Source organism: Anaeromyxobacter sp. SG66 (assembly GCF_022690805.1).
In the GTDB taxonomy this organism is placed as follows: Bacteria; Myxococcota; Myxococcia; order Myxococcales; family Anaeromyxobacteraceae; genus Anaeromyxobacter; species Anaeromyxobacter soli.
On the sequence record NZ_JALCZC010000013.1, the window covers coordinates 36,213 to 61,411 of the forward strand.

The window sequence follows — 25,199 nt, forward strand, 5'->3', positions numbered from 1 at the left end:
TCATGCCATGAAGACGCTGCTCAAGCTGGGCGCGGGCGTCGGTCTCTGCGCGGGTGCGTACGCGCTGCTCGTTCGCCCGCGCATGCTCCGGTGGGGCGCGACGCGAGAGGAGGTCCAGAGGCGATCCCCGGGCGACGACCTCCTTCCGGACGGCAAGCGCGGCTCGACCATGGCCGTCACCCTGGACGCCGCGCCCTCCGCCGTGTGGCCATGGCTCGTGCAGATGGGGTTCGGCCGAGCGGGGTGGTACAGCTGGGACCGTCTCGATCACTTCGGCCGGCCGAGCGCGAGCCAGATCCATCCGGAGTGGCAGTCGCTCTCCGTCGGAGACCGTCTGCCCGCCACTCCGGACGGCAGGTACTGGTTCGACGTGGCGGCGGTGGATCCCGGGCGCTTCCTCGCGCTGCGCGTCCTCACCTCCGGCGGTCGCCAGCACGACTCGGCGGATCCGCGGCCACGCTCCGCGAAGGACTTCGTCGATTCGCTCTGGGCGTTCCAGCTCGACGAGCTGCCCGGCGGGCGGACGCGGCTCGTCGTGACCGTCCATTCCGCCGGCCGGCCGCGGCTCCGCGACACCGCGCTCGGCTTCGTCTTCTGGGAGCCCGCCCACTTCATCATGCAGACCCGCCAGTTCACGAACCTCGCGCGCCGAGCCGGGGGCGCGCTCCGCGAAGCGCGGCGAGAGCGCTCCGCGGGGCCGCCGGATGAGGTGCCGCTCGCGCCGCACCCGCAGACCTGACGAGGCGGGACCGCCGCCCTCAGAGCGCCACAGCGCGTCAAGCTGAACCGGTCTCGGAAGCCACGGGACCCGGCTCGCTCCGCCGCAGCCTCATCTGGCTGCGGGCTGCGCTTGTCCCCGGTCACGAGCCTCGACGCCGCGCCGCGCTGTGCGAGCTTCGCCTGATCGCCGACAAGCTTTTTCTCCGCACAATGCGGCAGCGTGCCTCATCCCCTCCAGGATTGCTTCACAAGTAGTCTCGTAGCCTGATCGGCACCGCCGTCCCCACACAGAGGTCCTCCATGCGCCAACTGCTCGCCGCGACGATCGCGGTGTGTTGCGTCGTCGTCTGCCTGAGCTGCGGCTCGGGCGTCCCGGGCAAGGACGAATCGTCGACCGCGACCGCCGGCCGCTTCTCGATCACGGTGCAGGGCGCAGAGCGCGCTCAGGAGGCGGCTGCCGCCGGGCGGAGCGACCGTGGCGCCGAGGAGCCCCCGACGTCGGCTCCGGGACGCCTCATCGTCAAGTTCCGGGACACGCTCGGCGAGCCCGCCGACGTCATCCACCGGTTCGGCCTGAGGTTCGCGGCGAACGCGCGCTCCGGCGGCGCCGACCTGGACCGGCTCGACGCCGAGTACCGCGTGAGCGCGGTGAGGCCGGTGTTCTCGTCCCTCTTCGCGCGCGCGATCTCCGCCCCTGGCAAGGGCGCGATCGCGGATCGGCGGAGGAAGCTCCTCGAGACGGTGAACGCGTCCAGGGCCCGGTTCGCCGCGAGGGCTTCGCGCGCAGGACGCGCCGAGCTCCCGGACCTGGTCCGCACCTACGTGTTCGAGGTCCCCGCGGACACCGACGTCGCGAAGATGGCGCTCGATTACGCGGCCAACCCGAACGTCGAGTACGCCGTCCCGGATCGCCTCGCGAAGACGCAGGCCCTCCCGGACGATCCGTATCTCCAGTCCTCCGGCTCGTGGGGACAGGCCTACGGCGATCTCTGGGCCCTCGCCAAGATCGGCGCACCGGCCGCCTGGGACGTCGCGACGGGCGCCGGCTCCGTGGTCGCGGTCGTGGACACGGGGCTCGACTACAACCACCCCGACATCGCCGCGAACGTGTGGGCCAACCCGGCCGAGCTCGGCGGCGTTCCGGGCGTGGACGACGACGGGAACGGCTACGTGGATGACGTCCGCGGATGGGACTTCGCCTACGGCGACGCCGACCCGATGGACCGGATGGGCCACGGAACCCACGTCTCGGGGACGATCGCCGCAGCCGGGAACAACGGCGCCGGGGTGATCGGGGTCGCGTACCAGGCCCGGATCATGCCGGTGAAGGGGCTCGACGACTCCGGCTACGGGCCGTTCTCGACCCTCGCGGCCGCCGTCACGTACGCCGCGATGAACGGCGCGGACGTGATCAGCAACAGCTGGGGCTGCTACGGCACCGGCTGCACCGACGCCGCCATCGCCGACGCCGTCGCGCTGGCGCGGAGCCTCGGCTGCGTGATCACGTTCGCCGCCGGCAACGACGACGCCGACGTCAAGGATGCCTTCCCCGCGAAGCTACAGGACGTGATCACGGTCGCGGCGTCCGGCGCCGACGACTCGAAGGCGTCCTTCTCGAACTGGGGCTACCTCGTCGACGTCGCCGCTCCCGGCGGCGGCCCCGACGCCGCCTCCCCCTACGCCGCGGCCCGCAACATCCTCTCGCTGCGCGCCGCGGGCACCGGCGATGCGAACCTCGTCGTCGGCGGCAGCTACCTCCGGCAGGCCGGCACGTCGATGGCGACGCCTCACGTCTCCGCCGTCGCCGCGCTGGTGCTGTCCGCCAACCCGCAGCTGACGGTGGCGCAGGTCGAGTCGATCATCCGTCACACGGCGCGCGACGCGGTCGGGGACCCGGCGCTCGACACCGCGGGGTACGACCCATACTACGGGTGGGGCAGGCTCGACGCCGCCGCCGCGGTCGCCAGGGCGTTCGATCCGCCGGCGGACCCGCCCCTCCTGAAGGTGCTCGCGGAGCCGCTGGAGTTCGACGTCCCGGCGACGGCGTGCGCGGGCCAGCAGTGGACGCTGCCGGTGGACGTCTACAACCTCGGCGGCGGTACGCTGAGCTGGTCGGCGGACGCTCCCGCCTGGCTCACCGTGCAGGCCTCCACGGCGACGACGCCTTCGTTCACGTCCGTCTCGTTGAGTCGCCTCGAGGACGCGACCGGCGTCCTGACGATCCACTCTCCCGAGGACCCGGGTGGCTCCACGGCGCTGCCGGTGATCGCGCGCCTGGCCTCCGGCATCACGATCAGCAACTGCAGCACCGCCCTTTCGAAGGCGTACTCCACCCAGCAGTGGGATCCCTTCCACCACCTCAGCACGCAGCCCCCTGGCGTCCCTGACGGCGCCGGAGGGGCGTTCTACGTCTGGACCGACACGCGGTACGGGAACCCCGATCTGTTCATGCAGCGGGTGGACGCCTCCGGGAATCCGCTCTGGAGCACGGACGGGATGGCGTTGACCTCCGCCTCGCCGGGAGCGGAGATCCGCCCCGCGATCGTCTCCGACGGAGCAGGAGGCGCGATCGTCGCCTGGGTCGAGGGCGCCAACACGGGCAACGTCTACGACAAGCACATCCGGGCCCAGCGAGTGAGCGCCACCGGGCAGAAGCTCTGGGGGACCTACGGGGTCTGGGTGTGTCAAGCCTCCGGAGGACAGGAGCGGCCGACCCTGCTCTCCAAGGGCAGCGGGACGGCGATCGTCGCCTGGACGGACTATCGCAACGGCAATGCGGACATCTACGCGCAGAAGATCGACGCGAGCGGAACGATCGCGTGGCAGACCGACGGCGTTCCGGTGGTGCAGGCGGCCAGCTCCCAGTCCGAAGTCGCGATCGCGACGGACAACTACGGCGGCGCGATCCTGACCTGGGTCGATGCGCGCACGGGATACCAGACCGTCTACGCCCAGCGCCTGACCTCGCTCGGCCAGGCGCTCTGGGCTCAGAACGGCCTGCTCCTCACGCCGGAGACGTCGATGACCCCGGGCGTGCCGGAGATCGCCCTCGGGCCCAGCATCCTCCCGGATGGCCAGGGCGGCGCGATCATCGCCTGGCACGACTTCCGGAACTTCCCCTTCAAGCCCGGCCCCAACTTCCTCTCGCGGAGCGACCTCTACGCGGTGCGGGTGGACCACCTCGGCCAGAGCCTCTGGACGCCCGGCGGCGTTCCGCTCACGTCGGGCCTGACCGCCACTCCGAGCACCTTCGTGCCCGGCTATTCTCCCTCCCGGCTCACGATGGCGCCGGACGGCCGTGGCGGCGCGTTCGTGGTGTGGCACGACAGCCGTAACGCCAGCTGGGACGTGTACACGCAGCGGTTCGACCGAGACGGGAACCGGCTGTGGGGCACGGACGGCGTGCCGGTCACGACGGCGGCGGGCAATCAGCTCTCGCCGTCCGTCGCGTCGGACGGCGCGGACGGCGCGGTGTACGCGTGGAGCGACGATCGGCCGGGCCACCAGGACGTGTTCGTGCAGCGCCTCGGGCCGACGGGCGCGCCGCTCGCGCCGCCGAACGGCCTGTGGATCGAGGGCAAGCCGGGGGACCAGTCCTATCCGTACGTCGTGCCGCTCGCGCGCGGCAAGTTCCTCGTCACGTGGGACGATTCGAGCAACTGCGCTCCCACGGGGTGGTGCGCCGGGACCGGCATCGACTTCGTCGGCAAGGTGATCGACATCGGGACGGGGTTCCTGCTCGACGTCTCCCTCACCGGCGACGGCGTGGGGACGGTCACCTCGACTCCGGCCGGGATCTCCTGCGGCGTCACGTGCTCGGCCGACTTCGCGGCCGGCACGTCCGTCACGCTCACCGCCCAGCCGGCGTCCGGCTCGATCTTCTCCGGCTGGAGCGGCGCCTGCGCCGGCACGGCTCCGACCTGCACCGTCAGCATGGACGCCGCGCGGACGGTGGCCGCGAGCTTCTCGCTCGCGAGCTATCCGCTCACCGTCGAGCTCTCGGGCTCGGGACAGGGCACCGTGACGGGCGACGGGATCTCCTGCCTGACCCCTGGGGCGGCGGGGTGCACGGCCACGGTCCCCAACACGTCGCCGCCGGCGACCGTGACGCTCACCGCGACGCCGACCGCGCCGTCGGTCTTCGCGGGCTTCACCGGGTGCACGTCGGTCTCCGGGAACGTCTGCACGGTCTCGATGACGGGGGCGAAGACGGTGACCGCGACGTTCCACTCGGTCGCGCTCCTCACGGTGAGGACGTCCGGGCTGGGGCGCGGGACGGTGACGGGCGAGGGCATCGCCTGCACCACCGGCTCGACGGACGGGTGCACGGCCTCGGAGCCCCTCACCTCGCCGGCGACGACCGTGACGCTCACGGCCACGCCGGACGCGACCTCGCTCTTCTCGAGCTGGACCGGCTGCACCTCCGTGTCCGGGAACGTCTGCACGGTCTCGATGACCGGCGCGAGGACCGCGACGGCGACGTTCCAGCCGGCGACCTGGCTCCTCACGGCGAAGACGGCCGGAACCGGGCGCGGGACGGTGACGGGCGAGGGCATCGCCTGCACCACCGGCTCGACGGACGGTTGCACGACCTCGGTGCCCAACACGACGCCTGCGACGACCGTGACCCTCACGGCGACGCCGGACGCGACCTCGGTCTTCTCGACCTGGAGCGGCTGCACCTCGGTGTCCGGGAACGTCTGCACGGTCTCGATGACCGGCGCGCGCACCGCGACGGCGACGTTCCAGCCGAGCACGTATGCGCTCACCGTGAAGACCGCCGGGACGGCCTCCGGCGGGGCCGTCCAGGGTGACGGCATCGACTGCAGCTCCACGACGGGGTGCACCTACGTCGAGCCGAACGGGGCCACGATCACGCTGACGGCGGTCCCTGACGCGACGTCGCTGTTCAAGAGCTGGACCGGGTGCACGACGACGAACGGCGCGACCTGCACGGTCACCATGGCGTCGGTGAAGACGGTCACGGCGACGTTCCAGCCGAGCACGTACGCGCTCACCGTCAAGACCGCGGGCGTGAACGCCAGCGGCACGGTCCAGGGCGACGGCATCGACTGCAGCTCCACGACCGGCTGCACCTACGTCGAGGCGAACGGGGCCACGATCACGCTGACCGCGACGCCGGGAGCGGCGTCGGTCTTCGCGAGCTGGACCGGCTGCACCTCGTCGTCCGGCAACGTCTGCACGGTCTCGATGACCGGGGCGAAGACGGTCACGGCGAGCTTCCAGCCGAGCACGTATACGCTCACGGTGAACGCGACGGCCCAGGGTGGGGCCGGGACGGTGACCGGGCCGGGCATCGCCTGCACCACCGGGGTCACCGGAGGCTGCACCACCGCCGTCGCGAACGGCACGACCGTGACCCTGACCGCCGCCCCCGACGCGAGCTCGATCCTGAAGAGCTGGAGCGGCTGCACCTCCGTGAGCGGCGCGACGTGCACGGTGTCGATGACCGGAGCCAAGACGGTCACGGCGACGTTCCAGCCGAGCACGTACGCCCTCACGGTGAAGACCGCCGGGACGGGCGCCGGCGGCGCCGTCCAGGGCGACGGCATCGACTGCAGCTCCACGACCGGGTGCACCTACGTCGAGGCGAACGGGGCCACGCTCACGCTGACGGCAGTCCCGGACGCGACGTCGCTGTTCAAGAGCTGGACCGGGTGCACGACGACGAGCGGCGCGACCTGCACGGTCACCATGGCGTCGGCGAAGACGGTCACGGCGACGTTCCAGCCGAGCACGTACGCGCTCACCGTGAAGACCGCCGGCGTGAACGCCAGCGGCAGCGTCCAGGGAGACGGGATCGACTGCGGCTCCACGACCGGCTGCGTTTACGTCGAGGCGAACGGGGCCACCCTCACGCTGACCGCGACGCCGGGGGCGGCGTCGGTCTTCGCGAGCTGGACCGGCTGCACCTCCGCGACCGGCGCCACGTGCACGGTCACCATGACGTCGGCGAAGACGGTCACGGCGAACTTCCAGCCGAGCACGTATGCGCTCACCGTGAACGCGACGGGCCAGGGTGGGGCCGGGACGGTGACCGGACCGGGCATCGACTGCACCACCGGGGTCACCGGAGGTTGCACCGCCGTCGTGGCGAACGGCGCCACCGTGACCCTGACCGCCACCCCGGACGCCAGCTCGATCGTGAAGAGCTGGACCGGCTGCACCTCCGCGTCCGGGAACGTCTGCACGCTCACGATGACCGCCGCGAAGACGGTCACGGCGACGTTCCAGCCGAGCACGTACGCGCTCACGGTCAAGCCGGCCTCGAGCTACGGCGCGACCGGCACGATCAGCGGGGCGGGGCTCGTGTGCAGCGATCCGGCTGGCTGCGTGACGACCGTCGCGAACGGCAGCGCGGTGACGCTCACGGCCTCGCCCGCGGCAGGCGCCCTGCTGAAGAGCTGGACCGGCTGCACGAGCTCGAGCGGCGACACCTGCACCGTCACGATGTCGTCGGCGAAGACGGTGACGGCCACGTTCCAGCCGAGCACGTTCCGCCTCACCGTCACGCCGGCGGGGACCGGCTCGGGCACCGTCACGGGCCCTGGCATCGCGTGCACGTCGGGCAGCGCCGACGGCTGCGCGGCGGACGAGAGCACCGGCTCGTCCGTCACCTTGACGGCGACGCCGGGCGCCTGCGCCACGTTCACCTCGTGGAGCGGCGCGTGCTACGGCACCGCGAGCCAGTGCACCGTCACGATGTCGGTGGCCAGGTCGGTCACGGCCACGTTCGCCGCCGGCACCTGCCCGCTGTCCGCGGCGGCGCGCTGAGGACGGCCGGGGACGGCGGCTCGCCGTCCCCGGCTCCCATCGCAGCGGAGGGGCGCTCGCCTCGTCGCGTGATCAAGCGGTGGGCGTGCAGTCGGAGCGAGGCCACGTGAGCGTGAACGTCGTGCCAGCCTCGCGGGATGAGCTCACTGCGACCGTTCCGCCGTGCGCGCGCATGATCTCGCTGACGATGTAGAGCCCGAGGCCGAGCCCCTCTCGGTTGCCTGCACCTGCTTCGCCGCGCTGGAACGGATCGAAGAGCCTCAGCAGGCGATCCTCGGTGATGGGCTCACCGTGATTCGTGACCTGCACGACCGCGCCTTCACTTGCACATGCCGCAGTGACGACCACCGGCCCCTCACCGTAATTGAGGGCGTTCGCGAGGAGATTGCCGACCGCCTGGAACGCACGGTCGCGATCCCAGTGACCCCAGAGATCACCGCTGGCGTTCAGGATGATCTCTCGATCAGGATTCGTGAGGATCGCGTCCTCGACGGCGGCGTGGCAGACCTCGCCCAGGTCCACGTGCGTCGTCGTGTCGACCGGGATGCCGTCGCCGAGGCGCCCGCGGGAGAGGTCCAGCAGGTCGCGCACCATCCTGCTCATGCGCTCCGCGTTGCGGGCGATTCGCCCGGCGGCGCGGTCGAGACCCGGCGCGAGGCGGCCCGACCGCAGCATGTGGTCTGCGCTCATCAGGATGGCGCTGAGGGGCGAGCGGAGATCGTGGCCCAGCACTCCGATGAAGCGCTCGCGGATTCGCTCCCGCTCCTCCACGAAGTATTCGACGGAGTCGCTGATCGCCTGATCGAGGCCCGCGTTCAGCCGCGCGAGCTCGACGACGCGGCGCTCCATTCCTTCCATGAGATCGACGGAGCCTGCCTGTTCCTCGGCCTCGGCGTGCAGCAAGAGCCGCAGGATCGTCGCTCTCAGCACGCGGAACTCGGTGATGAGCTGGGCGAGCTGGTACGCGTGCTTCAGGCGCTGCTTCGCATGCGTGATGGGAAGGCCCTGGAGCATGCCACCGGCAGGTGCATCCGGCGCCTTCATCCAGGTGGCCAGCGCGTCGAGGAACTCCGGAAGATCGTTCCGGAGGGCCGAGTCCTCCAGCGGGATGGGTCTCGGCTCCGCGTGGATCGCGCGCTCCCACTCCGCCATGATGCGGTCGCGTTCGCGCGTCAGAAACTCGTGTGTGATCAAGGTCATGCTCCGCTCCGCGAGCCAGCAATCCTGGGTGGGCGGAGTAGTACACCATGAGGGCGCAGGCGGCTGCGAGCTCGCCGGCTTTCATGCGACTGGGGACTGGTTACTGCCCGGCGAAAGCCTAATATTTACAGCCAAGATGCCTGGCACCGGCGCGTTCCTGCCGGGCACGAGCAGGTCGTGAGCCTCTACGACTTCATCACCAGCGACAAGAACGACATCCTCTCTCTCGCCCGAGCGAAGATCATGGCGAGGAGGTGGCCCACCGTCTCCGCCCTGGAGCTGGAGCACGGGCTACCGCTCTTCTTGTCCCAGCTCTCGGAGACGCTGCGGCTGCGGTCGAGCTCCGAGCCGTTCTCCAGCACCGCCATCGGGAACAGCGCAGGCAAGCACGGCGGCGAGGCGCTGGCGAAGAACTTCAGCGTGGCTCAGCTCGTTCACGACTACGGGGACCTCTGCCAGGCCATCACGGAGACGGCGGTCGTCAAGCACGTGGAGATCAGCGCGAAGGACTTCCAGACCCTGAACGGCTGCCTCGACGACGCCATCGCCGGAGCGGTGACCGAGTTCAGCCGCCAGCGAGAGGAGGCGCTCGGCGAAGGCGAGGCGGAGCGGCTCGGCTACCTGACGCACGAGCTGCGCAACCGTCTGTCGACGGCGATGCTCTCGTTCGCGGCGGTGAAGAGCGGGCGGGTGGCGGTCGCCGGGAGCACCGGGTCCATCGTCGAGCGCAGCCTCGCGGCGATGCGCGACCTCCTCGACACGACGATCTCCGAGGTGCGACTCGCCGCCGGGAGCCAGGAGCCGAAGCGGATGTCCATCGCCCGGTTCCTGCACGAGGCGGAGGGCGCGGCGTCGTTGCAGGCGGCGCAGCGCGAGATGAACGTGACCTTCGCCGACGTGCCGGACGACGTGATGGTCAAGGCCGACCCGCAGCTCCTCTCGTCGGCGCTCTTCAACCTCATCCAGAACGCCTTCAAGTACTCGGTCCCCCACGGCTACGTGACGGTGCGCACCGTCTGCGCGGACGCCCTCGTCTCCATCGAGGTGGAAGACGAGTGCGGCGGGCTCCCCGAGGGGAACTCCGAGGCGTTCTTCACGCCGTTCGGCAAGCGACGGGGCCAGGACCGCACGGGACTGGGGCTCGGGTTGAACATCAGCCGCAAGGCGGTGAAGGCCTTCGGTGGAGACATCACCGTCCGCAACCTGCCCGGCAAGGGCTGCATCTTCACCATCGAGATGCCGGTCTCGGCGTAACCCGACGGCTCCCTTCGTCGCTGTCCCGCCGGTCATGCCGCAACCAATCCCTGCCGCCAGCTCGGGTGCGCCGGGCGCCACGCCAGCTCGCGCTTGGTCATGACCACGAACGACAGGGGCTGAAGGTTACAGAACCCACTCCTGGGAAGCGGTGGCCGCGAGGCGCCGACCGTCGCGCGGCTCGGTCATCCCACGTATCGCGAGCTGCTGCCGTCCCGCTCGCTCGTTCCAGCTCTCGCCGCGTCGATGATCCGCGCGACGTTCTCCTCGGACATGAACTCGGGGAGGGGCGTCGCACCGGTCATCGCCGACAGGTAGGCATCCGTCGCGGGCTGGTTGTGTTGCAGCGCGGCGAAGAGCGCCTGGAGCGGGGGCGGCGGCGGCTCGAGCGTGGCGATCTCGTTGGTGAGCTCGTACATCGGTCGAACGCGCTCGTTCCGGGCCGCCTCGTGAGCGGCCAGGAGGTCCTCGAGCGGGCCGCGGCCGGACAGGCCTGCATCGAGCGCCTCGACGAGCCGCTCGGCGTCGATGAAGGAGTCGCTGATGCCCTGCGCCGTCATCGGGTCCTTGCAGTAGCCGGCGTCGCCGACGAGCGCCCACCCGGCGCCGTACGGCCGCCGGAAGTAGCCGGGCACGCCGGCGACACCGTACCAGCGCTCCTCGCGCGTTCCCTGCGATACCCGGGCGCCGAAGTCCGACGCCAGCGCGAGCGCCTGCGCGACGTGGGCCTCGACGTCGGCCCGCACCTCGGCGAAGCGCTGGGCGGGCCAGTTCACCATCACGAGGTGGAGCCCGTCATGGGTGGGGGCTCCGCCGAACGCGCAGCGCTCGCGCAGATACAGCTCGAGGTCTTCCTGCCGAACGCCGCTGAAGTAGGAATAGTAGGCGCAGACGGCGATCGGGCGCGTGTCGTACTCGGGGGCCCGCACGGCCGCGGCGACGAAGGAGTGAACGCCGTCAGCGCCGATGACGATCCGGGCCCGCTCCTCGACCTGCTTCCCCCCGGCGCCTCGCCCCCGGAGCCCGACGACCGCGCCGTCTGCGAAGAGCAGGTCGTCGACCGTGAAGGACTCGCGCACCTCGGCGCCGCTCCGCGCCGCGGCGTTCACGAGGAGGCCGTCGAGGATCGTGCGCCTCGGACAGAATCCCCCCCGGCCGCCATTGGCGCCGCGGATGGTGCCCCGGAGCACGAAGGGGCCGACGTCGAGGGACATGCGCCGGCAGATCGGCGGAAGCCCCGTGGCCGCGAGCGCGTCGAGGAGACCCCACCGCGCCAGGGCCTCGGCGCCATGGGGCCAGAGAATGTGCGTGGAGATGGTGTCGCTGGGAAACCTCGCCCGATCCACCAGCAGCACCCTGTAGCCCTTCCGTGCAAGCAGCATGGCGGTGGGCGATCCGGCGCAGCGGGCGCCGACGACGATGGCATCGTACATTCCGTCCTCCCGGTGAAGCCCATGCGACAGGGCGAAGCGCTCTTCGACCAGACGCATGCGTAGGAAGGAGCCGCGCCGCCGGCATCGGGAGAACCACCCATCGCCGGTGCCCAGGCGATGGGTGGTTCTCCGCACTCCCGGCGGAGCGGATCAGACGAGCTCGTGCTCGTACGCGAAGGCGGTCGCGGCCGCCCGCGAGGGGACGTGCAGCTTCCCCAGGATGCTGCTCACGTGTCGGTCCACCGTCTTCTCGCTCAGGCGGAGCGCGGCGGCGATGGCCTTGTTGGTCTTGCCCGCAGCGACGAGGCGGAGGACCTCGAGCTCCCGTGGCGTCAGGCCGTGAGGGCGGCGGGAGCTGTCGAGCCTCGCGAGCGAGTCGACGTGGGCGGCGTCGGGCGCGGCTCCGAGCTTCGCGAACATCCGCCGCGCCGCCTCCAGCTCCAGCCGGCCCCCCTCGTCGTCGCCGAGCGCGCGGCACGCCAGCCCGGTCACCAGGCGCGCCTGCGCAGCTTGATAGGGCGCCTCCATCTCGGCCCAGATGCTCCAGGCCCTGCGCACCAGGTCGAGTGCCGCCGTCGCGTTCCCCTCCGCAAGCTCGACCGTGCCGCGCGCCTGCAGCGCCAGCGCGCACAGCACGCCCGTCTCGAAGCGCTGCGCGATGGCCTGCAGCTCGTCGCTGGCGGCGCGGGCCTCCTCCACCTTGCCGCCGGCGAGCAAGATCTCCACGTAGGCCGGGAGCAGGCGAGTCCGGACCAGGGGATCTGCCGTCCCTCCCACCACTCGACGGAGGGCGGCGACTGCGGCACCGACGCGCCCCTGCGCCAGGCGCAGCAGGGCCAGCCCGGGTTGAGGCTCTCGCCCCTCCTCGTTCGCGCTGAGGAACCACGCCTCGGCAGCCGCCTGCTCGCCACGCAAGCGGCTGATCTCGCCCAGCTGATAGGCTGCCTCAGCAGCCGACGGCCGATCGGTCGCGGCCCGCTCGCGGGCGCGCCGCGCCTCGTCGATGGCCGCTGACCAGTCGCCGCCCAGCTGCAGCACCTCTGCCCGGTGGACGCGGCAGGCTCCGGTGAACGACACCATCTCCGGCTGGCCGTCACACCAGCGTGCCAGCGCGGCCGTCCATTCCCTGGCGCGCTCCAGCGCGTGAACGCTGCGGCAGCATTCGACGATGCTGCAGTACAGAAGCCCGGTAGGAATGGGCGACAGCTCCCCGGAGGTCACCGCCAGCATGGTCTCGTCGAGGAGCGCCAGCCCTTCCTTCACCCGCCCTTCGTGCAGCCGTGCCCGTCCCTGCAGGTGACGGGCGATGGCCACGAGGTCCTCCTCGCCAGAACGCTCGCCCGTGTTCGCGGCCGCGCCGGCGATGGAGAACGCACCCTGCGTGTCGCCCGACCGGAGCCGCTGCTCCGCGACCGGCAAGAGCATGTAGCCGCGCTCCACGCATTCGCTGCTCTCATGCTCGAGCAACCGTCCCGCGCGCGCGTGCCATGCGGTCGCCCGTCCGGCCTCTCCCCGGAGCAGGAATCGCAGGCCGATCCAGAACGCGCACCGGGCGGCGCGAGCCGACCTCGATGCGGCGAGGTGGGCGCGGTAGGCGTGGTCGAGGGCATCCAGGTATTCGCCGTCCCGGCCGACGAGGTACGCCGACACCGCCAGGAGCTCGAGATCCTCGGCGCCGAGCGGGGAGCGCCCATCGGCGCGGGTCAGCGAGGTGTACGCCTCGCCCCAGGCCTTGAGCCGGTAGTGCTCGCGCCCGCGAGCGAGGTCGCCGGTCGAGTCCTCCATGAGACGGTCCTTAGGGTGACCGGCAGCGACGCGCACGCGGACGCGCCTCCCATCGCCCACCGCGTGGCGGCCACGTCGAGGCGAGACCTCGCTGCACCGTCATCGACCGGAGGTCCGTCTCACGGCAGTCCCACGACCTCCGTCGGCACGTCTCGTGGGCTGGTCGAGTCGTCGCCCAGCTGGCCGGCGCCGTTGGCGCCCCAGCAGTAAAGGGTCCCCGAGGTCGCACGGGCACAGGTGTGGCGGTAGCCGGCATCCAAGGCGTTGAATGAGAGATCGCCTGCGACCGCCGAGGGCGCGAACCTATCGATCGTGGAGTCGTCGCCGACCTGCCCCAGCTCGTTTTCGCCCCAGCAGTACGCCTTTCCGCTCGCCGTCAGCCCACAGGTATGGCCGATGAACCCACCGGCTATCAACTGGACGAAGGCCAACCCGCCGGACACAGGGACTGGCACGAAGCTGTCGCCCACCGAAGGATTACCCAGCGCACCGAAGCTGTTCTGGCCCCAGCAATAGGCAGAACCCGCGGCGGTCACACCACAGGTGTGACTGGCAAGCCCGGTGGTCAGCGCCACGAACTTGATGTCCCCGGAGACGGGCGCGGGCACTGGGTGCGCAGTGAGGTCGCGCCCTCCGATCCCGAGCTGCCCCGATTCGTTATCGCCCCAGCAGTACGCCGCGCCGGTGAGGGTGAGCGCACAGCTCTGGCCGATCCGATAACCCGGTTCGGAGACTTCGAAACCGCCAGCCGCTATCTGCTGGAAGGTGTGGCCGCCAGTCACGGCCACGGGTACGGAGCTGGAGCTCGTCGTCCCGGTGCCCAGCTGCCCCCGGTCATTGGCTCCCCAGCAATACGCGGCGCCATCACTGGTCAGCCCACACGTGTGCTGGGCACCCGCGTCGATGGCGACGAACCTGAGCTCGGTCGCGACGGGTACCGGAGTGTCGCGATTGTTGCTGGAGCTGTCGCCGAGCTGGCCACTCACATTGTTTCCCCAACAATGCGCCACCCCCTCGTTCGTTAGACCGCACGTATGGGAGCCGCCCGCCGCCAGCTGCGCGAACGCGAGCCCGCCCCCGACCGCGACCGGGACACGGCTGCACGGAAACGTCCCCGTCTGCAGTTCGCACGTCGTCGTCGGAATCGGTATCCCGAGCTGCCCGCTCTCACCGCGACCCCAGCAGAACGCAGATCCCCCCGTCGTGAGGGCGCAGGTGTGAGCGCCGCCAGTCGCAAGCGACGCGGATCTCGGAAGAGCGACCGACACCGTGACCGTGGCGCTGCCGCTCTTTCCCTCCGAGCTGGCGGTGATCGTCGCCGACCCTGCACCGACGGCCGTCACGTTGCCCGCGTCGGAGACGGTGGCGACCGCTGGCTCGGTGCTCGACCAGGTGATGGCCCGTCCGGTCAGTGGATTACCGGCCTCATCTCGGACACTCGTCGTCAATTGCTGCGATGCGCCGACCACCAACGTGAGCTCGCCCGGCGTGACCGTGACAGAGCCGACCGGCGTCTGTGGACCGCTTTGCTCGCCCTTACCACCACCACCACACGAGGCGAGGCTCAGCATGCATGCGAGCATCCAAGGTCCGAGGAGCCGCTGCATGGGGTACCTCCTGCGCGCGCCCACGAGAGGTCGTTCACCGGACGGGCCGCGGCGCCGCCGCCGACGACCACTGCGGGTCGCTCTCCCGCTCGGGCTCCGCGATCCCGCTTCACGCGAGTTCGAGGCCGCCCTCTGTCTCTATTGGTCTCGAGGGTGAGGGCGATGCCCAGGCAGGGCCGCCCGTCGGCAGGGCCGTCCGCGCCGCCGGTGACGACCGCGCGTCACCCCGGCATGTCGTAGGGCATCGCGGTCCAGTACGCGTAGAACGCGTCGTCGAGCTTCCGCCAGGCCGCCGCGACCTCGGGCTGGTGCTCCCGAGTCCACCGCAGAAAGTGCGGACGCGTCCCGTCCGCGTCGGTGACGCCGTACTCCTCGCCGAGATCCCAGGACGCGAAGACCCGCCCGCTCTTCGCGGCGACGTTCGGGTCGGCGGCGAGCGCGGCGATCCCTCGGCCGACGAAGAGCGGCGTCTCCGACGCGATGAACGGCTTCACCTTCTTCGCCGCGTCGCGCCAGTTCGCCTCCGTCACCCCGAAGTGATCGAGCATCCACTCCGAGCGGAGGAACCCCGGCGTCACCGCGAGCGCCGTGACGCCGCGGCCGCTCAGCTCCTGCGAGAGCGCGAACGCCATCCGGATCACGGTCGTCTTCACGAGGTCGTAGAAGAAGTGGCCGCGGTAGAAGTAGCCGTCGCCGTCGGTGATCTCCACCACGAGCCCTCCCCGACGGATGCGCGGGAGGCCGTGGTAGCTCGTGATGACGTGCGTCTTGATCGCCCGGTCGATGAGGGTGAGGCCGTCCTCGAGCTTCGTCTCCCAGAGCCGCTTGCCCCACGCGACGAGGTCGTCGCCGCCCCAGATGTCGTTCACCAGGATGTCGAGCTCGCCCACGCGCTCGAACAGCCGCGCCACCTCGTCCGGCACCGTGTGATCGACCCGGACGGCGATGCCCCGGCCGCCGCGCGCGGTGACGAGGGCGGCGGTCTCGTCGATGGTCTCCGGCCGCCCCTTCATCCCGGGGCTCCCGGGGACGCTGCGCCCGGTGCAGTAGACGGTGGCGCCCGCCTCGCCGAGCGCCGTCGCGATGCCCCTCCCGGCCCCGCGCGTGGCGCCCGCGACGACGGCGATCTTTCCCTCGAGCGGTCTCATGGAATCCCCCCAGTTGCGCCTCGCGCATAACCGGAGCCCGGCGCTGGCGCAGGCGCGCGGCGGGTCCCCAGATGAGCGGCCACGGCCGTCCGCGCGCCGGGACTTCACGCCGAGCGGCGCGCGCGCCGCGCGCACCCACCGGGGATCGCGGCACGCCGTAATTCGATGATGGCGCTCGGAAATCCGAGGTGGCGAGCTGAGGGCGGGCGGAGCACATCCGCGGAACGCCGCGCACTCGACCCTCCGCGCGCGGCGGATACCGGGTCCACGTAAACCCCGGGTTATTTTGACGTCACACGATCATGGTGCTTCTCGGTCGGCATTCGTGCTCCGCCACGCGGCATGGCGGCGTCCTGCGTGCAGCAGGGGGCACCCGCTGCACGCGGGATGAACCCGCAGCAGGGGCGGTCTCCGAGCCCCCTCATCGCCGGGCGAGTCGCCCGGAGAAGGGAACACGATGCACCGGATCAAGCACCTCGCCGTCGTCGCCGTACTCGCCGGGGTTGTTGCCGCGCCGCTCTCCGCGAGCGCGCTCTCCACGTACCTCTCGACGTTCAACTCCAAGTACGGGACCTCCGGCACGGCCCTCGACAGCTGCACGACCTGCCACGGCAGCGGCGGAACGAGCACGTTCAACCCGTATGGCACCGACGTGCGCGCCGGGATCGCCTCCGGCATCACGTCAGCGCTCACGGCCGCCGAGCCCAAGGACTCCGACGGCGACAAGGTCACGAACGTCGACGAGATCACCGCGCGCACGCTGCCGGGAGACGCGACGAGCTTCCCGGTCGCGCCCGCGCCGAAGATCGCGGTGGCGCCGACCTCCATCGCGTTCGGCACCGTGGCGGTCGGCAGCTCCGCCACGCAGACCGCGACCGTGTCGAACACGGGGAGCGTGGATCTCACGGTGACCTCGGTGTCGAGCTGCACCGGCACGTCCGCCGAGTTCAGCGCGTCGCCCTCGGCCTCGTTCACGGTCGCGCCCGGCGGCTCCCAGACGCTCACCGTGAAGTACGCGCCGACCGACGCGTCGGCGGACAGCGGGTGCTTCCAGATCGCGAACGACGACGCCGCGACCGGGACGGTCCAGCTCACCGTCAGCGGCACGGGCCAGAGCCAGCCGAGCGCGGTGGTGGACGTGGACGTCACCCGGTTCTCGGTGCCGAAGCGGCTCGACCTCTCGCGCGGCGGCACGGCCGCGCCGAAGGTGTCGGTCGTGAACGCCGGGACGGTCGCCGGGACCGTGGCGGTCCACGTGGAGGGCTCCGTCACCGACGCCCAGGGTGTGACGGAGATCGTGTACTCGGCCAGCCAGGACGTGACGCTCGCGCCCGCCGCCACCGCGAAGGTGTCCTTCCCCACCTACGCGCCCGCGGGGCCAGGAGTCGTCACCTGGACCGCGACGGTGGTCGACCCGGATCCCGACGCCGACGTCGCGACGGCGACGAGCAAGGTCGTGCCGTAGCAGGTCTTCGCGGATGGTGAACGAGGGGGAGGGCGCCAGCGCGGCCCCTCCCCCTCTGCTTCTCACGGCGCTGCGTCCCTTCTACCGGGCGCTTTCCGAGCGGCTCGGGTGGGTGCGGCCACCGCAGAGGAGCGCCTGGCTGCGCGCCGGCGAATCGAGCATCGGGCAGCGCGAGTCGCTCATCCCACTTACCTACCGGTCGAGCCAACCGCTACGCAGAGGAGGCGCCGCGAGTACGCCCGGCCGTCCGTTGCGTGTCGGGCGTGGTCGCGAGGAGATCGCAGGGAGGAGCTCCGGTGCCTCGATTGCTCTCGGTGAACGTCGGTCTGCCGCGCGATGTCGCCTGGTACGGGCGCATGGTCCATACCTCCGTCTGGAAGGCTCCCGTCACCGGCCGCCGCATGGTGCGGCGCCTCGACGTGGACGGGGACGCCCAGGGAGACCTCATGGGCCACGGCGGCGAGCACCGGGCCGTGCTCGTCTACCAGATCGCGTCGTATCGGTACTGGGAACGAGCGCTGGGGCGCGGTCCGTTGGACCCTGGACAGTTCGGAGAGAACTTCACGGTCGAAGGGCTCGCCGACGACGAGGTGTGCATCGGCGATCGCTACCGGATCGGAGGTGCGGTCTTCGAGGTGACGCAGCCCCGCGTGACCTGCTTCCGCGTCGGGATGCGCATGGGGGAGCCGCGCATGGCGGCCCTGCTCGTGGCCCACCACCGGCCCGGCTTCTACTTCCGCGTGATCCAGGAGGGCGAGGTCGGAGCGGGCGACGACATCATCCGCGTCGCTCGGGGCCCTGAGGAGATGACCGTCGCCGAGATCGACGCGCTCCTCTACCTGCCCGGGCACCCACCCGATCGGCTGGAGCGGGCGTTGCGCATCCCGGCGCTGAGCGCCGGATGGCAGGGGTCCTTTCGCGCGCTCCTCGCGCAGGAACGAGCGGGCGGGCCGCCGGCCGGCAATTCCGGGCTCGCACCCGACGTCGCGCCGGCGCCCGCGTGGGAGGGCTTCCGACCGATGCGCGTCGCCCGGCTGGCGCAGGAGAGCGCGAGCATCCTCTCGGTCACCCTGGAGGCCGTGGACGGATCACCGCTGGCCGTGCCGCTCCCCGGGCAGTTCGTGGTCTTGCGCGTCCGCCCGGATCCTTCCGCACCGCCGGTCGTGCGCAGCTATTCGCTCTCCGACGTCCCCAGCGCGGAGCGCTACCGCGTGAGCGTGAAGCGCGAGGTGAACGGTGTGGCGAGCGGCTACATCTTCGACCACGTCCACGCCGGCGACACGCTCGACGTGAGCGCGCCTCGCGGGAGCTTCACGCTCCGTCCTGGATGGAACGCAGTGGTGCTCGCCAGCGCGGGGGTCGGCGCCACGCCGGTGCTCGCGATGCTGCACGCGCTCGCGGCCGCGCGCACGCCACGCCACGTCTGGTGGCTGTTCGGTGCCCGCGATCGCGCGAGCCATGCCTTCGCCGCGGAGTCGCGGGCGCTCCTCCGAGCGCTCCCGAACGCCCACGCGCACGTGCGCTACAGCCGGCCCGCCCCGACCGACCGCCTGGGCGTCGATTTCGACGCGCCCGGGCACCTGACCGTCTCGGCGTTCGAGGAGCTCGGGGTACCCCACGACGCCGACTTCTACCTGTGCGGGCCCCCGGCGTTCCTCGCCGACCTGCGGGCTGGCTTCGCGGGCCAGGGCGTCGCGCCCGGCAGGATCCACACCGAGGTCTTCGGTGCCGGACCGTCCTTGACGCCTGGGATCGCTCCTGGGGCCCGCGTTCGTCCGCATCAGCCCGAGGGCCGCCCCGGTGAAGGGCCGATCGTGTCCTTTGCCCGGAGCGGGCTCGAGACGCGCTGGTGTTCGCGGTTCCAGAGCCTGCTGGAGCTCGCGGAGGCGTGCGACGTGCCCGTGCGCTGGTCCTGCCGGACGGGCGTCTGCCACAACTGCGAGAGCTTCCTCGTCTCCGGCAGCGTCCGCTACGAGCCCGAACCCGTCGAGCCGCCGGGCCCTGGCGCCGCGCTCATCTGCTGCTCGCGACCGGAGGGCGATGTGGTGCTCGACCTGTGAAGCGCGAACGACGATCGCCTTGACGCTCATTCAGTTCTCGCGGCCAAGTCCCGCCGGATCCCTGCCCTGTCGCAGGGAGTCGCGGGCGGGCGGCGCCGGGTGACACCGGACGCGCGTGCACAGCGCACGCGCCCGGGCGAGCTCCGGCAGGTCGCGGTCGGCGTTGCGCCAGTCCGAAAGGAATCTCTGCACGAGGCCGCGCGCCTCGTCCACCTGGCCCTGCCGCTCCAAAACCTCAGCGAGGAGCAGCGCCGAGCGGGGGAACATCCAGTTCTGGAACAGGACGACCGGCGAATGGTCCGTCCTGTACTGCCGCAGCGCAGCGACGGCGCATCCGAGATCGCCGTCCTCGGCGCACGCCTGTCCGAGGGCGAACGCGCAGACGAGTCGCGCCTTGAAGCGCCGTGATGCCACGAGGTCGCGGAGCATGGCGCGGCCCGTCGCTGGATCGCCGCGCGCACGCGCGGCGACTGCTCGGACGAAGGTCGCGACGGAAAGGACCTCGTCCGGGAAGACGGTGCTGCCCGGATCCGCTTGGTCGCGCGACAACGCCCCCGCGTAGCGCTCGGCCTCCGGCACGTCGCCCGCGAGCGCGAGCGCGAGCGCGGCGAGCCAATCGAGTGACGGCTGGGCGGCGACCAGCGCCCGGGCGCGCGCGCGGAGTCGCTCGGTCGGTCCATCGGCGGCGGCGATCCCGAGGGCGGCGTAGGCTGCCAGCGAGCCGCCGCGCGAGGCCTCTTCCAGGACCGCGAGCGCCTCTCTCCTGCGCCCCTGGTACGTGAGCGACACCGCGAGCCAGCCGATTCCCTTCCCGGATCGCTCGATACGCTCGCGTGCCACCCGCTCGGCCTCGACGTACTCGCCCCGGGCCAGGTGAATCGCCTCGAGCGTCGATCGACCCGGGGACAGGAGGTCCTCGCGCTTCGCAGCCTCGAGCGCACCGTCGAGATCACCGGCGGCCGCGAGGGCCAGCGCCGCCGCCCCCAGGCGACGAGGTGCCGGCGGCTGCGCGAGCCACGTACGCGCGAGCGGGAGCAGCTCCGCCTCGCGACCGAGGTCACGCAGGGCACCGACCATCTGCTCCTGTGCCGGGACGTACATGGGATCGGCCAGGAGAGCCCGTTCGAGGTACGCGAGCGCCTCCTCGGGCGAAGCCGCCACCGACGCGTACAGCGCGAGGGCCTCCTTGTCGTCGGGATGACGCTCCAGGACCTCCTTGAAGAGCGCTCGAGCATCGGCCACGCGCCGCTCCACGATCGCGTTCCAGGCGCGGATCAGCCGTGCCTCGCGCCAGGGGGCGCGGTCGGCCACCTGGATCGCCGCGGTGGCGATCGCCCCGAGCTCGCCGATGGGGGCCTTCTCCCGAGACGCCGCGGTGACGAGCGCGAAGTGGGCGAGCGCGAACTCGGGGTCGAGCTCGATCGCCTCGCGGTAAGCGTCCTGTGCGCCGGGGAGGTTCCGCTCCTCGAGCGACCTTCCCGTCGCGTAGTGCCGATACGCCTCGAGGTTCGGCGTGACGAGCCGTGCGATGGGTGCCGAGTAGGTCGAAGGACCGCGATCCCCGAGGAACTGCTGCCTCGCCCGGACCGCGAGTCGATCGACGAGCGCCAGCACCTCGGACTTGCCCCGCGCCTGTTCGCGGTGCGTGAAGAGGTACTCGTCGCGCTGCGGATCGATCGCTCGCAGCTCCACGAGGACCAGCTCGCCCATGCGGCTGACGGAGCCCACGAGCAGTCCCCCGACCCCCGCGCGCTTCGCGATCTCGCGCCCCGTCGACTCGTCGATGCGGTCCCCACCCTCGTCTCCGATCGTGCGCTGGAGGTCGCGCATGCGGCTGCGGGTGAGCACGCGCAGTCCCGGCGACTCCTGGAGCGCGGTTCCGACGAGGCCCCCCAGGCCGTCGAGATCGGGGTCCCCCGTCTCGTTCGTGAAATCGGCGACGGCGACGAGCGGCGGCCGTGCGGGAGCAAGCGACCGTGGCCCCGGAACGAACCGCCAGGCGAACACCGCAGCCGCGGCCAGGATCGACAGCGCGGCCGCAGCTCGCCGGACGGTGCGAGGCACCCTGCGGCGGACGCGAATCGTCGCCCGCCCCTGCCGCGCCTCGATCGTGCGCACGATCGGCTCGAGGGCCTGCACGACCTCCGTCGCGTCCCGCGGCCGCTTCACCGGGTCGTGCTCGAGCATCCGCTCGAGGAGCGCCATCAGCTGCGGTTCTTCCTCGATGGTGAGCCGGTGTTCCGCGGGGTCTCTGCCCGCCAGGGCGCGAAAGAGGATGGCTCCGAGCGCCCAGACGTCCGTGCGCTCGTCCTCCGGGGCCCCGCGTCGCTGCTCGGGTGCCATCCACCCCGGCGTCCCGCCCTCGATCGTCCGGCGCCTTCCGAAGATGCGGGCGAGGCCAAAGTCGAGCACCTTCACCCGACCGTCCGCGCAGAGGAACACGTTCGAGGGCTTGAGGTCGCGATGGACGACCGCATTCCGGTGGGCGTGCGCGAGGCCCTTCGCCACCTCGAGGACCATCCGCGCCGGCTCGGCCACCGGCATCGGACCGCGCTCGAGCCGGCTCGAGAGCGGCTCTCCCTCGAGCTTCTCGAAGACGAGGAAGGGTCCTGCGTCGCTCACCCCGGCATCGTGCAGGTCCACGATGTTGGGGTGTGCGAGCTGCGCGACGGCCGCGGCTTCCGCCAGCTCGGGGCCGCCCGCATCGACGCGCCGGCCGGGCCTGACGAGCTTCAGCGCGACGCGACGGTGGAGCAGTGGGTCCCTCGCCTCGAGCACCACGCCGAACCCGCCGCGCCCGAGCTCGCGCACGACCTCGAACCGGCCCACCTTCTCGCCGGGGCCGGGCGGAACGCGGGCGAGGCTGCTCGGAGCCGTGTCGCGCGCGAGCGCCTGGAGCAGGGCCGATAGGGTGAACGGCTCCGGCGACCTCGGGGCTGGCGGAGGCTCCCCGGTCATGGCGTCTGACGGAGTGTATGCCGCCCGGGAGCCGCCGGACGCGAGCCTCCCACCCGGGGTCAGGTGGACGGAGAGCACCGTCGGGCGCAAGCCGGCGCGCGCGGGACATCCGGAGGCGCAGCAGCATCCCGCGGAGCCGCACCGTCACCCGGTGCCCCGGCCCGGCGCCGCGCCCGGGGAAGCGGACGAGAGCGGACACGCCGACGTGGGGGAGCGCGACCGCGCCGAGGCGCCGCCCATCAGCGGCATCGAGGAGTGACCCGCGCGGCGGCGGGATCGCCCCGTCGCCCGGCGGCGCTCGGGGCGAGCGCCGGCCTCGCCGTGCGCATCGCGCTCAGTAGGTCCCGATGCCGATCCCGTACGGCCCGCCCGCGTCCCTGGCGCCGACCTGGAACCACGCGGTCTCGCCGGTGCGCAGCGCCACGGACGCCGATTCGGACACGCCCACGCCGCCCGCGTCCACGAGGGGAGGGCACGACGCCGGAGTGCACCCGTCGGCGCTCGGGCCCCACGCGCGGAGCACCGCATCGAACCCGGTCGGCGACACGGAGACCGTGACGGTGCCGGGCTTCGTGCCGGTCCACGTGTACTTGTAGTAGACGTCCGGACCCGTCGAGGCGCACGCCGCGAGCGGATCCGCGAACGCGAGCGAGAGGTCGTCCTTCTCGCCCACGACGATGGCCTCCGCGCCGGAGCAGAGGTCGTTCGCCGGCGGCGCGACGAAGTCGGCGCGCACCGTGTACGGACCGTCGGCCTGCCCGGAGTCGACCCAGAACGCGGTCGAGGTCCCGTCCACCTTCAGCGCCGCCACCTCGCGGCCGCCGATCCCGGTCGCGTCGACGCAGCTCGGCTCGGGCGCGCCCGAGCACGCGGGATCGAGGCGGATGACGGGATCGGAGCGGAGGGTCGAGGTCGTCGAGAACGTATCCTGCCCGGCCACGTCGAGCTTCACCGTGCCGCGTCCGGGGAGCACCGCCCGGAACGCTGCGTCGCCGCCGGAGCCCGCCGACGCGGGGCCGCAGCTCCCGCCGACGTCGTCCGCCGCCCCGCGCGTGTCGCCGACGACGCGCGCGACCGTGCTCGAGACGAGGTCGAGCGTCGTCGCGGTCGTGCACGTGTCGTTCGGGACGGGCGGATAGCTCGGCTCGCCGAGCGTGACCTGCACGTCGTAGGCGTCCGACACCGCGACCCCGACCCAGTAGTCGCCGGGCGGGAGCGCGTCGAAGCGCAGCTCGGAGACGGAGTCGCCGCCGGGGTACGGGTTCTGGTCGCAGGCGAGCGAGTCCGCCGCGGCGGTGCCGCAAGCCTTCAGCAGCGTGAGCAGCGGGCGCGACGTGGCGGTCGCGGCCGTGGCGCGGATGACGGCGGAGCGGTCGCCCAAGCTTGCCGTCGAGAAGGAGAAGAACTCGTCGCACCAGTAGGAGGTCCCTCCGCAGCCGCAGCCGCTGCCGGTCGCGTACCTCCCGTCGCCCTGCGCGGTGGCGGCGCCGGAGGCCAGGACGAGCGGCGTCGCCGCGCCGCAGGTGTCGTTCGTCGCCCAGGGCTCGACGCGGCCCTTCAGCGTGTACGGGTGGCCGTCCAGATCGTCGAGATCGCCGTGCACCACCACGGCGTACGTGCCCGCCTCGAGCGGCTGCGAGACCTGGAACCGACCGAACTCGAGCTGGCTCGACCGGATCGGGAACTGGTTGCAGGAGAACGCGTTCGTCGGCGCGGAGCAGTCGGTCTTCAGCTCGACGGTGGGGTAGTCGCCGGAGCCCGCCACGCCCGCGACCGAGAGGAGCACGTACGAGCGCTCCGGAAGGTCGAGCCGGTATGCCACCTCCGGGATGCCCCGCCCCTCGCCCGTGCACTGCTCGTCCGGCACGAACTGGTAGCGGCCGGTGAGGTCGCCCGAGACGTCGATCGCGCCGCTCGCGTCGGGCACGAGCGGGAGCGGCGCCTCGCAGCTGTTCCCCGGGGCCCCGTCGGGCGCGGCGAAGCGGAGGCGGACGGCGTAGCGCGCCGTCGCGGCGTCGGAGAAGAGCACGACGAAGTACTTGCCGGCTGGGAGGTAGCGAGGGGCGAGCGTCTTCGCCTCGGACCAGGGCGTGAACAGCGCCTCGACCACGCTCGTCGCGCAGTCCGCGCGGAGGATCCACACCCGGGAGCTGCCGATGAGGCCGTCCTGGAAGTCGGCGTCGCCCGTGAGCACCCGCGGCTCCGCGAGGTCGAACGCGAACACCGCCTGGTATCCGTCGGCGCCCGACCCGAGCACGTCCGACGTGAACGGTTTTCCCCCGAAGTCCCCCATCAGCGCGATCGGCCCGGGCAGGAGCGCGTCGATGGACGCGGCGGCGTCGCAGGTCGCGCCCGACGCCGGGCAGGAGACATTGACGTCGCACACGGTGCACGCCCCGAAGAAGCACGCGCCCGCCGTGCACGTCGAGGACGAGCACGCGGTCGAGGACGCCTTGCACACGCCCGCGCCGCTCGACAGGTCGCAGACCTGACCCGCCGGGCAGGGTCGCTCCATCGAGCACGCGCCGCCGCTCGGGACGCACTGGTTCCGCGATGGGTCGCAGAGCTGCCCCGCCGGGCACGCGCCGGACTGGCACGACACGGGACCGCCGCCTCCGCTGCCGTCGCCTCCTCCGCTGCACGCGGCGACGAGGGTGAGAGTCAGGGCGAGCGGGATCGCGGTCGCGAGACGTGGCGTGGGCATGATCGGGAGACTCCGTCGTTCACCGAACGTGCCGAGCATGCTACGCGGCGGATCGCACGGGTCAAGGAGG

General features: G+C 71.9%; 13 protein-coding genes. 6 read left to right on the forward strand and 7 right to left on the reverse strand.

The window, feature by feature from the left end:
- Positions 1-7: 7 nt before the first annotated feature.
- A complete protein-coding gene (locus MNZ39_RS06300) occupies positions 8-739 on the forward strand; it encodes a hypothetical protein (RefSeq protein WP_242336180.1) in 732 nt (243 codons plus the stop codon).
- A gap of 281 nt (positions 740-1,020) precedes the next feature.
- The gene (locus MNZ39_RS06305) at positions 1,021-7,515 is read left to right on the forward strand and encodes a S8 family serine peptidase (RefSeq protein WP_242336183.1); all 6,495 of its coding nucleotides are present in this window, start codon (positions 1,021-1,023) and stop codon (positions 7,513-7,515) included.
- Between the two features lie 72 nt (positions 7,516-7,587).
- On the opposite strand, the gene MNZ39_RS06310 is transcribed toward MNZ39_RS06305, so the two are convergent.
- Positions 7,588-8,715, reverse strand: coding sequence for a sensor histidine kinase KdpD (locus tag MNZ39_RS06310; protein ID WP_242336186.1), 1,128 nt, complete (start codon positions 8,713-8,715; stop codon positions 7,588-7,590).
- Between the two features lie 177 nt (positions 8,716-8,892).
- Here MNZ39_RS06310 and MNZ39_RS24830 point away from each other — a divergent pair, with 177 nt between their 5' ends.
- Complete coding sequence (locus MNZ39_RS24830) at positions 8,893-9,969, forward strand: sensor histidine kinase KdpD (RefSeq protein WP_242336189.1); 1,077 nt, start codon at positions 8,893-8,895, stop codon at positions 9,967-9,969.
- 185 nt (positions 9,970-10,154) lie between these two features.
- Here MNZ39_RS24830 and MNZ39_RS06320 read toward each other — a convergent pair whose 3' ends face one another.
- The 4 genes from MNZ39_RS06320 to MNZ39_RS06335 form a co-directional block, all read right to left on the reverse strand.
- Positions 10,155-11,402: an NAD(P)/FAD-dependent oxidoreductase gene (locus tag MNZ39_RS06320; RefSeq protein ID WP_242336192.1), complete on the reverse strand. Its 1,248-nt coding sequence runs from the start codon at positions 11,400-11,402 to the stop codon at positions 10,155-10,157.
- A gap of 150 nt (positions 11,403-11,552) precedes the next feature.
- A complete protein-coding gene (locus MNZ39_RS06325; protein WP_242336195.1) occupies positions 11,553-13,052 on the reverse strand; it encodes a helix-turn-helix transcriptional regulator in 1,500 nt (499 codons plus the stop codon).
- 254 nt (positions 13,053-13,306) lie between these two features.
- Positions 13,307-14,794 (reverse strand): Ig-like domain-containing protein, encoded by a 1,488-nt coding sequence (locus tag MNZ39_RS06330; protein WP_242336198.1) that lies wholly within the window; start codon positions 14,792-14,794, stop codon positions 13,307-13,309.
- Between the two features lie 221 nt (positions 14,795-15,015).
- Positions 15,016-15,942 carry an SDR family oxidoreductase gene (locus MNZ39_RS06335; RefSeq protein WP_242336200.1) on the reverse strand — a complete coding sequence of 309 codons (927 nt, stop codon included), beginning with the start codon at positions 15,940-15,942 and terminating at the stop codon, positions 15,016-15,018.
- 457 nt (positions 15,943-16,399) lie between these two features.
- Between MNZ39_RS06335 and MNZ39_RS06340 the strand changes: the two genes are divergently transcribed.
- Together MNZ39_RS06340 and MNZ39_RS06345 are read left to right on the forward strand one after the other, a co-directional pair.
- The gene (locus tag MNZ39_RS06340) at positions 16,400-17,407 is read left to right on the forward strand and encodes a choice-of-anchor D domain-containing protein (protein WP_242336202.1); all 1,008 of its coding nucleotides are present in this window, start codon (positions 16,400-16,402) and stop codon (positions 17,405-17,407) included.
- A gap of 296 nt (positions 17,408-17,703) precedes the next feature.
- Entirely contained in the window at positions 17,704-19,467 is a 1,764-nt protein-coding gene (locus MNZ39_RS06345) for an MOSC and FAD-binding oxidoreductase domain-containing protein (RefSeq protein WP_242336205.1), read from the forward strand.
- A gap of 30 nt (positions 19,468-19,497) precedes the next feature.
- On the opposite strand, the gene MNZ39_RS06350 is transcribed toward MNZ39_RS06345, so the two are convergent.
- Complete coding sequence (locus MNZ39_RS06350) at positions 19,498-22,425, reverse strand: protein kinase (protein WP_242336208.1); 2,928 nt, start codon at positions 22,423-22,425, stop codon at positions 19,498-19,500.
- Here MNZ39_RS06350 and MNZ39_RS06355 point away from each other — a divergent pair.
- A complete protein-coding gene (locus tag MNZ39_RS06355; protein WP_242336211.1) occupies positions 22,424-22,684 on the forward strand; it encodes a hypothetical protein in 261 nt (86 codons plus the stop codon). The genes MNZ39_RS06350 and MNZ39_RS06355 overlap by 2 nt on opposite strands.
- A gap of 75 nt (positions 22,685-22,759) precedes the next feature.
- Here the strand turns inward: MNZ39_RS06355 and MNZ39_RS06360 are convergent, their stop codons facing one another.
- Entirely contained in the window at positions 22,760-25,129 is a 2,370-nt protein-coding gene (locus MNZ39_RS06360) for a hypothetical protein (protein WP_242336214.1), read from the reverse strand.
- Positions 25,130-25,199: the final 70 nt, after the last annotated feature.

Bases quoted from the DNA above. Each gene is read 5' to 3' on its own strand.
- MNZ39_RS06300 (WP_242336180.1), top strand. From the start codon at position 8: ATGAAGACGCTGCTCAAGCTGGGCGCGGGCGTCGGTCTCTGCGCGGGT.
- MNZ39_RS06360 (WP_242336214.1), bottom strand. From the start codon at position 25,129: ATGCCCACGCCACGTCTCGCGACCGCGATCCCGCTCGCCCTGACTCTC.
- MNZ39_RS06335 (WP_242336200.1), bottom strand. From the start codon at position 15,942: ATGAGACCGCTCGAGGGAAAGATCGCCGTCGTCGCGGGCGCCACGCGC.
- MNZ39_RS06330 (WP_242336198.1), bottom strand. From the start codon at position 14,794: ATGCAGCGGCTCCTCGGACCTTGGATGCTCGCATGCATGCTGAGCCTC.
- MNZ39_RS06355 (WP_242336211.1), top strand. From the start codon at position 22,424: ATGGCGTCTGACGGAGTGTATGCCGCCCGGGAGCCGCCGGACGCGAGC.
- MNZ39_RS06340 (WP_242336202.1), top strand. From the start codon at position 16,400: ATGCACCGGATCAAGCACCTCGCCGTCGTCGCCGTACTCGCCGGGGTT.
- MNZ39_RS06310 (WP_242336186.1), bottom strand. From the start codon at position 8,715: ATGACCTTGATCACACACGAGTTTCTGACGCGCGAACGCGACCGCATC.
- MNZ39_RS06320 (WP_242336192.1), bottom strand. From the start codon at position 11,402: ATGTACGATGCCATCGTCGTCGGCGCCCGCTGCGCCGGATCGCCCACC.
- MNZ39_RS06305 (WP_242336183.1), top strand. From the start codon at position 1,021: ATGCGCCAACTGCTCGCCGCGACGATCGCGGTGTGTTGCGTCGTCGTC.
- MNZ39_RS06350 (WP_242336208.1), bottom strand. From the start codon at position 22,425: ATGACCGGGGAGCCTCCGCCAGCCCCGAGGTCGCCGGAGCCGTTCACC.